9 protein-coding genes and 1 tRNA gene are annotated in these 11,787 nt (G+C 44.0%); 4 read left to right on the top strand and 6 right to left on the bottom strand.

All coding sequences use genetic code 11. From position 1 onward, the window contains the following. Positions 1-314: 314 nt before the first annotated feature. Positions 315-1,571 carry an HD-GYP domain-containing protein gene (locus FKQ60_RS14065; RefSeq protein ID WP_004394611.1) on the bottom strand — a complete coding sequence of 419 codons (1,257 nt, stop codon included), beginning with the start codon at positions 1,569-1,571 and terminating at the stop codon, positions 315-317. 182 nt (positions 1,572-1,753) lie between these two features. After that, positions 1,754-1,838: transfer RNA gene (locus FKQ60_RS14060), tRNA-Leu, on the bottom strand. A gap of 189 nt (positions 1,839-2,027) precedes the next feature. Here FKQ60_RS14060 and FKQ60_RS14055 point away from each other — a divergent pair. Then, entirely contained in the window at positions 2,028-2,504 is a 477-nt protein-coding gene (locus FKQ60_RS14055) for an RDD family protein (RefSeq protein ID WP_170904249.1), read from the top strand. 96 nt (positions 2,505-2,600) lie between these two features. Here FKQ60_RS14055 and lptG read toward each other — a convergent pair whose 3' ends face one another. Beyond that, complete coding sequence (lptG, locus tag FKQ60_RS14050; protein ID WP_004394610.1) at positions 2,601-3,671, bottom strand: LPS export ABC transporter permease LptG; 1,071 nt, start codon at positions 3,669-3,671, stop codon at positions 2,601-2,603. Positions 3,672-3,674: 3 nt separating this feature from the next. Beyond that, on the bottom strand, positions 3,675-4,778 hold the full coding sequence (gene lptF, locus FKQ60_RS14045; RefSeq protein ID WP_072670376.1) for an LPS export ABC transporter permease LptF: 1,104 nt from the start codon (positions 4,776-4,778) through the stop codon (positions 3,675-3,677). A 192-nt stretch (positions 4,779-4,970) separates the two neighbouring features. Between lptF and pepA the strand changes: the two genes are divergently transcribed. The 3 genes from pepA (at position 4,971) to FKQ60_RS14030 (ending at position 9,937) form a co-directional block, all read left to right on the top strand. After that, a complete protein-coding gene (gene pepA / locus FKQ60_RS14040; protein ID WP_004394608.1) occupies positions 4,971-6,479 on the top strand; it encodes a leucyl aminopeptidase in 1,509 nt (502 codons plus the stop codon). A gap of 55 nt (positions 6,480-6,534) precedes the next feature. Next, positions 6,535-6,984, top strand: a complete 450-nt coding sequence (locus FKQ60_RS14035) for a DNA polymerase III subunit chi (protein ID WP_158138932.1) — start codon at positions 6,535-6,537, stop codon at positions 6,982-6,984. A gap of 94 nt (positions 6,985-7,078) precedes the next feature. Further along, positions 7,079-9,937 (top strand): valine--tRNA ligase, encoded by a 2,859-nt coding sequence (locus FKQ60_RS14030; protein ID WP_170906666.1) that lies wholly within the window; start codon positions 7,079-7,081, stop codon positions 9,935-9,937. 62 nt (positions 9,938-9,999) lie between these two features. Here the strand turns inward: FKQ60_RS14030 and FKQ60_RS14025 are convergent, their stop codons facing one another. Further along, entirely contained in the window at positions 10,000-10,962 is a 963-nt protein-coding gene (locus tag FKQ60_RS14025) for a D-2-hydroxyacid dehydrogenase (protein ID WP_170906665.1), read from the bottom strand. 64 nt (positions 10,963-11,026) lie between these two features. After that, a complete protein-coding gene (locus FKQ60_RS14020) occupies positions 11,027-11,764 on the bottom strand; it encodes a pseudouridine synthase (protein WP_161426689.1) in 738 nt (245 codons plus the stop codon). Between the last annotated feature and the right edge of the window lie 23 nt (positions 11,765-11,787).

Raw genomic sequence — 11,787 nt, 5'->3', positions numbered from 1 at the left:
TGTTAAAGAGCTGGCTTGCGAATCTCTCGTTGAGCTTCGAAGCGGAGGTGAATTCTAGCGAGTTAATTTGAAGAGTCAAACACTTTTTCAAATTTTCTTTTTTAGAAGCTTTCCCTCAACCAACACTACCTGAAGCCTTGCGGCGTCTGCCGTGTCAGTGAGGGCGCATTATAGGGAGTTCGATAAACTTGGCAAGCGTAAATTTTAAATTTTCCCGAAAAAAACACTGTTTGCGCAAATAACCAGCAAGCCATTATTTACCTACCACTTATCATCATATAGCCAACATATTACCCACACCTTCCTGTGGATAACTAATCATCACTGTCAAAGAAATAGGAAATACGAGCTCTTGGGTTTAAGTAATCACGAATGTTATCAGGAAGCTTATGTGGCAAAATTGCACTCAGGATTTTTATTTCCTTATCGGCGAGATCGATAATCGGCGCTTGTGTTCTAGGAACCGAAGGATCATAAATCAATACATTCGGCGATAATAGCTGCTTAGCATTGACGGATATCACCAAGCCAATAGCATGATTCGACAATTGCACTACTGTACCTGGTGGATATACCCCCATAAATTTCACTAAAATACTTAAGTTTTCCTGGTTATAAAGATGCTTGGCATTTTTATATAGATAAGAAAGTGCGATATAAGGAATTTTTTGCTCGCTGGCAATCGCTGGATGACACAGATTATCAAATGCATTCGCAACCGAAATGACTTGAGCTAATTCATCAATATCGGCTTCTTTAAGACCTTTAGGGTATCCAGAACCATCGCTTAACTCATGGTGCTGCTCAATAACAATTTTTGCGCTTTCTGGAAAAGCTTCAAAACTACTCACCATTTCTAAGCCATATTTTGTGTGTAGCTTAAGATAATTTTTCTCTGGTTCAGTGAGCGGAGTGGTTTTACGTACAATCGCACTCGGTACTCTTATTTTACCAATGTCATGAAATAGTGCTGCAAAAGCAATTTGTTTGATTTGTTGCTCTGTGAGCCCTTTAGCTTTAGCGATCATCATTGAGATCACCGAAACATTCAGTGAATGGAAATAGATATCTTCAAATTCACTTTTACTATTCATTAAGTGCAAAGTAACATTCTCATCACTCAATAACTTGTCGACGATCTCTTCAACTAAGGCACTGGCTTCATCAATAGCATCAGCCGGGCGACTACGAATTTTATTCATAATTGCTCGCATACGCGCCAAAGAACGTTCGAACTCTTTTTCACACTCTAATACTTGGCGACGATAACGATTGAGTTTCTCTATCCGCTGTTCTTTCTCCTGCCAGAGTTTATCCGCCTGTTCATCAAGATCCGTCGGTTCTGCTACTGTTTGAGACTCACTATCGAGAGGTAAAGGCGAAGTATCACTTTGTGCGGGATTTAAAAAGACATGCTGTATGCCCAAGTGCTTGATCAACTGAATTTGTTCAATGGACTGAATTTTAAAACTATTAAATAAGAAAGGATGCTCATTCCATTTAACTGGTAAGCGAATATGTAAACCTGGCTGCAATCTATCGACGGTGATTTTTATGCTTGTACTTGCCACGATCAGGACCAACAAAATAGAATTTTTTCTAGTGTAGGAGATACGCAGGGCAAGATCACCCTCAGAGGTCGCTAACTGTGCTTGCGGTTAACATATTAGCGGCATGAAATTGAAAATATCGATGTGGTTGCTTCAGAAACAACAAAGCCCCGACTTTCGTCGAGGCTTTGTTGTATAAATAATGGTACCGATGGGCGGACTTGAACCGCCACTCCCGAAGGAAACGGATTTTGAATCCGTCGTGTCTACCAATTTCACCACATCGGCATCTTGGCTATTGCCATCTGATGTTCGGCATTATACGTAAGAACGACGCTAGCGCAATAAAAAAATATTGAAAAACAAATCGTTTGCTGAATATTTCGCCACAACACCTCTTGTTTTTATAACTCTCTTTCCAGAGCGACAAACTACCGATATGCTGATGGTCATTTATCGCACTTTACACAGACGACTATGAATAAAACTTCAACCTTACTGTCAGCCGGATTTTTCCGCCGATTGACCGCTCTACTCTATGATTCATTGATTGTTGTTTCTTTATTGATCGTCGCGGGCGGTATGATAATGGTTATTTTAGAAACCTTAGTCGCCATTGGTGTCCTAAGTTATGGCCCTTATCAAAATGTCAGCCAATTTTTAACTCGTCATCCCACTTTCAGTCCAGCCTATACCTTGTATTTGGCTACCATTTGGATTTACTTTTTTGTTTATTGTTGGACCAAGTATGGGCAAACCTTAGGCATGAAAGCATCAAAGATCTTGGTCCGTAATCAAGACGGTAGCTTAATTACGACCACACAAGCTCTTATTCGGCTTGCAACTGCAGGGCTAGGATTAGGGAATCTAACGGTGCTGATTGATCCACAAAAACGCAGTTTTCAAGATATATGGGCGAAGACAGAAGTGGTTGTAGTCAATCAATCTCGTTGAAACGTATAACCAAGCGGCGTTGAGCTGTAAAAAGAAAGGTATCTTGCTCGAAAAGAATAAGGGGGAGATAAATTATCTCCCCTTCTTTGTTTCATTCTACAACTTACGACGTAATAACATAACGGCAATCGTGAGAAAGACCAAGCTAGGGGCAATAGCACCAAAAGCTGGGGGGAAACCGTAAACTAAGCTTAATGGACCAAAAAACTCACTGGAAATGTAAAAAGTGAAACCCGCAATCACCCCAGAAAGAATTCTCGCTCCCATGGTTACGCTGCGCAGTGGACCAAAAATAAATGACAATGCCATCAACATCATCACACCAATCGAGAATGGTTGAGTCAATTTACGCCACAAGGCTAATTCATAACGAGAGGCGTCTTGCTCAGAGGCTTTCAAGTAATGAACATAATCATACAGACCACTTAAGGCGAGCTCTTCAGGTTTAACCGTCACAACCGCTAATTTATCGGGTGCTAAGGCCGTACGCCATTGGTAGACATCTAAATATTGTTTGGTCAGAACCACATTATCTTGTAAATCAGTTATCTGTACTTGTTTCATTAACCAATGATTATCACCTAAATAATCCACCTGTTCAGCAAATACCACATGACGAAGCTGTTTCTGCTCATCAAAACGCCACATATTCAGACCATAGAGGCGTTCATTATCAATCTTCGCAACAAAGATAAAATCATTGGCGTCTCTGGCCCATACACCTGTCCTTACGGAAAGGATATTACCACCAGAGGTTGCGAAGGCGCGCATATCACGCGCCATTTTTTGAGCTTGAGGAGCGCCCCATTCACCCAGTAACGTAACAATAATCATTAAGGGAATCGCGGTTTTGAGCACCGATAAACCGATATCTAATTTAGAAAAGCCAGAGGCTTGCATCACCACTAATTCTGAACTGGCGGCTAAGGCTCCTAAACCGATGAGCGCACCCAGTAGCGCTGCCATAGGAAAAAACATTTCCACATCACGCGGCACACTTAACAGCACAAAAAACAAGGCTTGCAAAAGATCATAGCTGCCATCGCCAACTTTTCTTAACTGTTCAACATATTTAATAATGCCGGACAAGCCCACGAAGGTCACCAGTACAAGAGTTGTGGTTGCAATAATGGTTCGCCCGATATACCAATCTAAAATTTTAAACACGAATTAGGCCACCTTGCGCTTTGGTCTGAATTTGTCTTTTATCTTTCTTACCCATACGCTATCCAAGGTATTTGCAATAATCGCTGCAAATAACAAGGCGGCGTTGATGGGCCACATACCGATTTCAATCGGAATCGTTCCATCTTCTAAAGCCGATTTCATGGCACTGATGGTTAAGAAATAGGTTAAATAAATCAAAATGGCAGGGCCCATTTTGGCGAATCGTCCCTGTCTCGGATTGACTGCCGACAGTGGCACCACCAACATTGTTAATAGTGGAATACACAATACCAATGAAATACGCCATTGCAGCTCTGCTTGCGCACGCGGATCCGGATTCCGAATCAAAGCTAAAGTCGGCGTCTCTTGCCAATCACGTCCTTTAGCCTTGACCGAGCGTTGACCAATGAGACCTTCGTATTGATCAAAACGCGTGATCATATAGTCTAATCGCGTCGGAACCCCTTCATAACGAACGCCATTATGCATAGTGATCATCTGCCGGCCATCACTCAATTCTTTGACTTCGCCAGAATCAGAAAACATCACGCTAGGTAAAATCGATTGACGGGGGGCAAGCTGTGCGACAAAAACATTCTGTAACTTTCTATTTTCGATGTTATCAATAAAAACCACTGATGAACCATCTGGCGAGCGCTGAAATTGACCTTTTTGTAATAAATCAACGCTACTTTCCGCCGCTAACTGTTCAATGAGTTGAGCTTCTTTATCTTGGCTCCATGGCGATAACCAAAAAGCATTAAAAGCCGCGGCACTTGAGGTAATGATCGCTAAGTAAAGCGCGGCGCGGATCAGAAACTTATTTCCGATACCCGTTGCGTTCATTACGGTGATTTCGCTTTCTGCGTACAAGCGACCAAAGGTCAGCAGAATACCGATGTATAAGCTCAGCGGCAGCATGAGCAATCCCATCGCTGGCATATTTAACGCGACGATTGATAGGATCATTCGCGCAGGAATTTCACCATCCGAAGCATCAGCGAGAACACGAATGAATTTTTGGCTCAAAAACACTAAAAACAGCACGAAAAAGATCGCAAACTGGCTCTTTAATGTCTCTCGGATCAAATATCTAACAATAATCACGCTGAAATAACCTATGCAAAACTTGTTTTTTTGATTGAATCACTATAATTTCCCGTTGAACCTTTTATTTTTTTAAAATTTCGCTATCTGTTAGAACACCTAAACTATAGGTTGATCCATTAACGGATTCATCAAGTAAGAATGCATTATCTAACATTTAGTTCTATTTGTCTTTAGGATGTAGGAGTACGCATGGAGTTCAGTGTTAAAAGTGGTAGCCCAGAAAAACAACGCAGTGCATGCATTGTGGTGGGGGTTTTTGAACCACGCCGACTTTCTCCAGTAGCAGAACAGCTTGATAAAATCAGTGATGGCTACATCAGTTCACTATTGCGTCGCGGTGATCTAGAAGGAAAACCGGGCCAGATGTTGCTGTTGCATCAAGTTCCGGGAGTCTTGTCTGAACGAGTATTACTGGTAGGTTGTGGTAAAGAGCGTGAACTGGGTGAACGTCAATATAAAGAGATCATCCAAAAAACCATTAGCACTCTTAACGAAACTGGCTCAATGGAAGCAGTATGCTTCTTAACTGAGTTACACGTTAAAGGCCGCGACACCTACTGGAAAGTTCGTCAAGCCGTAGAAGCAACCAAAGATGGTTTGTATACCTTTGATCAATTTAAAAGTGTTAAGCCAGAAACTCGTCGCCCACTGCGTAAGCTGGTATTTAATGTTCCAACTCGCCGAGAATTAAGCTTAGGTGAACGAGCCATCAACCATGGTTTAGCCATTGCTTCTGGTGTGAAAGCCAGTAAAGATCTTGGTAATATGCCACCGAATATCGCCAACCCAGCCTATTTGGCTTCTCAAGCCCGTCGTTTAGCGGACGATTATCCGACCATCACCACCAAAATCATTGGTGAAGAAGAGATGGAAAAACTCGGTATGACGTCTTATTTAGCGGTAGGCCGAGGTTCGAAAAATGAATCCATGATGTCGGTGATCGAATATAAAGGACACGCAGACCCAACAGCAAAACCGATTGTGCTGGTTGGTAAAGGCTTAACCTTTGATTCAGGCGGTATCTCACTCAAACCAGGCGAAGCCATGGATGAGATGAAATACGACATGTGTGGCGCAGCTTCAGTGTTTGGTGCCATGAAGGCACTGGCAAAGCTGAATCTACCCATTAATGTGGTGGGTATTTTGGCTGGTTGTGAAAATATGCCTGGCAGTAATGCCTATCGCCCAGGCGATATCCTGACTACCATGTCAGGCCAAACCGTTGAAGTATTGAATACCGATGCTGAAGGGCGATTAGTACTGTGTGATGCGCTAACTTATGTTGAGCGTTTTGAACCCGATTGCGTCATTGATGTCGCAACCTTAACGGGAGCTTGCGTCATTGCTCTTGGTCATCACATCAGTGCCGTTATGTCGAACCATAACCCTCTGGCTCATGAGTTGATCAACGCCTCTGAGCAATCGAGTGATCGTGCTTGGCGTTTACCGCTAGCAGATGAATATCATGAACAATTAAAAAGCCCGTTTGCTGATATGGCTAATATCGGCGGTCGTCCAGGTGGTGCCATCACCGCAGGATGTTTCTTATCGAAGTTTACCAAGAAATATAACTGGGCACATATTGATGTGGCTGGTACAGCTTGGAAATCGGGTGCAGCCAAAGGTTCGACTGGACGTCCAGTCTCGATGTTAGTGCAATTTCTCCTCAATCGTAGTGGCCACGATAGCGAGGAATAAACCTCAAAAAAGGGCCAAACGGCCCTTTTTTATTGCAATCAATGTGAGGTAACCAATGGCAACCGCAACCTTTTATTTAATTGCTAATGATAGCCCTCAAGCGACCATTACAGGATTTGAGCACTATATTGTTTATCTAGCGCACCATTTTGCTCGGCAAGGTGCCAAGGTGTACGTACATTGCCAAGACCAGCTTCACGCAGAACAGTTAGCGGAACGCTTTTGGCAAGTTGAGCCCACCCAGTTTATCGCTCATAACCTGATCGGTGAAGGTCCCAAATATGGCACTCCGATTGAAATTGGCTATCACGGAGTGAAGCCAAGCTACAACCGCCAATTGGTAATAAATCTGGCCGATAATCATACAACCTTTGCGAACGCCTTTAGAGAGGTGGTAGACTTCGTCCCCTGCGAAGAAAAAACCAAGCAGCTGGCACGTGAACGATATAAAATCTATCGTCAAGCAGGCTATCAGTTACAAACTGTCGAGCTACAGCATCCGTAGGTCAAACCTTATAGTTAAGGCGATCTTGACCAAGATCCTTCACTTATGAAGTTTGACTAAGATTAACCATTCACAGTATCCATTTAAGAGCACTATGGAAAAGACATATAACCCAACAGCAATCGAACAAGCTCTCTATCAGACTTGGGAAGAGAACGGCTACTTTAAGCCACACGGTGACACTTCAAAGCCAGCGTACAGCATTATGATCCCGCCACCTAACGTCACTGGTAGCCTTCATATGGGTCACGCCTTCCAAGATACCATCATGGATACTTTGATCCGTTGCGAGCGCATGAAGGGTAAAAATACCTTATGGCAAGTTGGAACGGATCACGCCGGTATCGCTACCCAAATGGTCGTTGAACGCAAAATTGCTGCAGAAGAAGGCAAAACGAAGCATGATTATGGTCGTGAAGCGTTTATCGACAAGATTTGGGAGTGGAAGGCTGAATCTGGCGGTACGATTACTCAACAGCTACGTCGTCTAGGGGCTTCCGTCGATTGGGAGCGTGAACGCTTTACCATGGACGACGGCCTATCAAATGCCGTGCAAGAAGTGTTTGTTCGTTTGTATGAAGATGATTTGATCTATCGTGGCAAACGTCTTGTTAACTGGGATCCAAAACTGCACACCGCGATTTCCGATCTTGAAGTTGAAAATAAAGATATCAAAGGCCACATGTGGCATTTCCGCTATCCGTTAGCCGATGGCATTAAAACTGCGGACGGTAAAGATTATATCGTCGTCGCCACCACTCGTCCTGAAACCATGCTCGGTGATACTGGTGTCGCGGTTAACCCTGAAGATCCTCGTTACCAAGCATTGATCGGTAAAGAAATTTTACTCCCTATCGTCAATCGCCGCATTCCTATCGTTGCCGATGAGCACGCCGATATGGAAAAAGGCACGGGTTGTGTAAAAATCACTCCAGCTCACGACTTCAATGACTATGAAGTGGGTAAACGCCATCAATTACCGATGATCAACATTCTCACCTTTGATGCCAACATTCGTGATGCTGCCGAAGTGTTTAATAGTAATGGTGAAGCAAGTGATGTGTACAGCAGTGAGCTTCCAGAAAAATACCACGGTATGGAGCGTTTTGCCGCACGCAAAGCAATCGTTGCTGAATTTGCCGAACTGGGCTTACTGGATGAAATCAAAGATCATGATCTAACCGTACCGTACGGTGATCGTGGTGGTGTCGTAATTGAACCGATGCTGACCGATCAATGGTATGTGCGCACAGCTCCGTTAGCAAAAACAGCCGTCGAAGCCGTCGAAAACGGTGACATCCAGTTTGTGCCTAAGCAGTACGAAAACATGTACTTCTCTTGGATGCGCGACGTACAAGATTGGTGTATTTCTCGTCAGCTATGGTGGGGACATCGTATTCCGGCTTGGTATGATAATGATGGCAACGTTTATGTCGGTCGTGATGAACAAGAAGTCCGTGCTAAACATAACCTTGCACCAGTCGTAGTGCTTAAGCAAGATAACGATGTGTTAGATACGTGGTTCTCCTCTGCCCTCTGGACGTTTGGTACACAAGGATGGCCAGAGAATACCGATGCACTAAAAACCTTCCATCCATCAGATGTATTGGTGACAGGCTTTGACATTATTTTCTTCTGGGTAGCACGGATGATCATGATGACCATGCATTTCTGTAAAGATGAACATGGCAAACCTCAAGTCCCATTTAAAACCGTTTATGTCACCGGCCTTATCCGTGATGAAAATGGCGATAAAATGTCAAAATCGAAAGGTAACGTCCTTGATCCTATCGATATGATCGATGGTATTGATCTAGAGTCATTAGTTGAGAAACGTTGTGGCAACATGATGCAGCCTCAACTTGCCGCTAAAATCGAGAAAAACACGCGTAAAACGTTTGAAAACGGTATCGAACCTTATGGAACCGACGCACTGCGCTTCACGCTAGCAGCCATGGCTTCAACCGGTCGTGATATTAACTGGGATATGAAACGCTTAGAGGGCTACCGTAACTTCTGTAATAAGTTGTGGAATGCCAGCCGTTACGTGTTAATGAATACCGAAGCGCAAGACTGTGGCTTTACTGCTGGTGAGATCGAGTACTCACTGGCCGACAAGTGGATTGAATCCCAGTTTGAGCTAGCAGCCAAAGAGTTTAATAACCATATCAATAACTTCCGATTAGATATGGCTGCAAATACCTTATACGAGTTTATCTGGAACCAATTCTGTGACTGGTATCTAGAGCTAACCAAACCCATTCTTTGGAAAGGGTCTGAAGCTCAGCAACGCGGTACGCGTCGCACCCTTATTACCGTTCTCGAAAAAACACTGCGTTTGGCTCACCCGGTGATCCCTTATATTACCGAAACCATCTGGCAAAGCATCAAGCCTCTGGTTGACGGGGTTGAGGGCGAGACCATCATGCTCCAAGCACTACCTCAATATAATCCAGAGAACTTTAATCAACAGGCACTGGATGATATTGAATGGGTAAAAGCCTTTATTACCAGCATTCGTAACCTACGTGCTGAATATGACATTAATCCGGGCAAACCTTTATCGGTAATGTTAAAAGTTGCTAGCGAAGAAGATGCCTCACGCGTTGAAGCCAATAAACCTGTGCTGATTTCTCTCGCCAAACTTGAGTCCGTACGAGTGATTGAAAGCAATGAAGTAACGCCAGCTTGTGCTACCGCACTGGTCGGCAAATCGGAATTGATGATCCCGATGGCAGGATTGATTGATAAACAAGCTGAACTTGAGCGTCTAGCGAAAGAAATCGCCAAAACCGAAGGCGAGATCAAACGCATCGAAGGCAAACTGAGCAATCAAGGGTTTGTCGCTAAAGCCCCAGAAGCAGTGGTTGCTGTCGAGCGTGACAAACTCAATAGCTATCAAGAAACCCTAGTGAAGTTAATCGAACAAAAAGCCACTATCAGCGCTTTATAAATATCATCTTTACTTAACAAGAAAGGCAGCAATAACGCTGCCTTTCTCTTTATACCCCGTGACTAAACCAACCTATTTTGCGACTTTCCAGCAATAAATGCCTCGATATTAGCGATTAGTATCGTCACCAGACGTTGAATGGCACTATCACTTCCCCAAGCAACATGTGGAGTGAGTAATAAATTCGGTAAGTCCATATTGGCAATCAGTGGATTCCCGATGTCAGCGGGCTCTTGAGTAAACACATCCACCCCAGCTCCAGCAATACGACGTTGCTTTAACGCATCCACCAGAGCCACTTCATCAATTAATCCCCCTCGACCGGTATTAATAACCAGCGCATTCGGTTTCATTAACGCCAACTCTGGCTGACTGATTAAATGGGTGGTCGCTGCCGTTAAAGGACAATGCAGTGTTAATACATCAGCCGTCGTTAATACCTGCTCAAAACGAACATACCCTTCACGGCAAGACTCAGCACCTTTGTGTTCTGCAAACATCACTTGCATCCCTAATGCTTGAGCTAGGGCTGCCGTTGCTTTACCGAGCGATCCACCACCAATAATACCCATCACACTACCGGCAATATCACCAATCGGATGAGTAAAGAAACAGAACTGCTTATTGCGTTGCCACTCTCCGGCAGCAATATCTTGATGATACCCAAAGAGATTGCGCCTTAAAGCAAACATCATCGCAATAACATGTTCAGGGACCGATTGAGTCGCGTACCCCTGCACATTACACACCGCAATATTTAGCTCACGACACGCCGGTAAATCAACATTATTCGTGCCCGTTGCAGAAATCGCGACCAACTTGAGTTTCGGCAGTTGAGCCAGTATCTCGCGAGTGAGTACCACTTTATTAGTGATCACGATATCAGCGTCACCGATGCGCTCAAGCACCTGCTCAGGCGTCGTAAAATCATACTCTCGCCACTGGTGAGCAACGCTCAGATCGGGAAGATCAATATGACGAGGGATCGTCGCTCGATCCAAAAACACCATGTTAAGTAATGACATAAACCACTCCCTCAAATCACTTTAATCGCACATTGATTACTTCACTTCGTCTCGTTCAATCACATTAAGGACGAGGTAGAGTTTTATAATCCGGTAGTTTTCTTTCTGGATCAAAATGATCCAAGATCACCGCCTCAGCTTCGGGATAGAAATCACACGGTACAAAAATGGTTCGCAGCCAATGACTGCGTGGATGATAAAAACTGAGTTCTGCAGCGTGCAGGGCTAATCGATCAGAAAAAGCTAATGCGTCAGGAGAAGCATAAAACTCGTCACCGACTATCGGATGCCCAATCGCTAACATATGTACCCGTAACTGATGAGAACGCCCCGTGACAGGAAACAAACGAACAATCGTTGTCTGCTCCTCTTGCTTAACCACCTGATACAAGGTTTTCGATGCTTTACCATGCTCAAAACAGACTTTTTGTCGCGGACGATTCGGCCAATCGCAAATTAATGGTAAATCAACTTCACCTTGCTGCTGCTCAAGTTTGCCCCATACTCGCGCATAGTAGACTTTATGGGTTAATCGATACTGAAACTGCTTTTTCAGCGCCGCTTCCATGTATTTATTCTTAGCAAACAGCATTAAACCTGACGTCGACATATCTAAACGATGCACGACTTGGATTTCCGAATGCTCAGCCACCAAGCGACTCCACATACTGTCATAGTGCTCAATATGTTTGCCGGGCACAGAGAGTAATCCTGACGGTTTATTGACCGCCAAAATATACTCATCTTCATACACCACATCTATCCACGGATCGGTGGGGGGATGGTATTCAATCATCGCCATTATTATTGTCTCATCAGGAAAAA

This window comes from Vibrio sp. A11 (assembly GCF_013048705.1).
GTDB lineage: Bacteria > Pseudomonadota > Gammaproteobacteria > Enterobacterales > Vibrionaceae > Vibrio > Vibrio metschnikovii.
This window is presented reverse-complemented; position numbering and strand designations above follow the sequence as displayed.

Bases quoted from the DNA above. Each gene is read 5' to 3' on its own strand.
- FKQ60_RS14055 (WP_170904249.1), top strand. From the start codon at position 2,028: ATGAATAAAACTTCAACCTTACTGTCAGCCGGATTTTTCCGCCGATTG.
- pepA (WP_004394608.1), top strand. From the start codon at position 4,971: ATGGAGTTCAGTGTTAAAAGTGGTAGCCCAGAAAAACAACGCAGTGCA.
- FKQ60_RS14035 (WP_158138932.1), top strand. From the start codon at position 6,535: ATGGCAACCGCAACCTTTTATTTAATTGCTAATGATAGCCCTCAAGCG.
- FKQ60_RS14030 (WP_170906666.1), top strand. From the start codon at position 7,079: ATGGAAAAGACATATAACCCAACAGCAATCGAACAAGCTCTCTATCAG.
- FKQ60_RS14025 (WP_170906665.1), bottom strand. From the start codon at position 10,962: ATGTCATTACTTAACATGGTGTTTTTGGATCGAGCGACGATCCCTCGT.
- FKQ60_RS14020 (WP_161426689.1), bottom strand. From the start codon at position 11,764: ATGGCGATGATTGAATACCATCCCCCCACCGATCCGTGGATAGATGTG.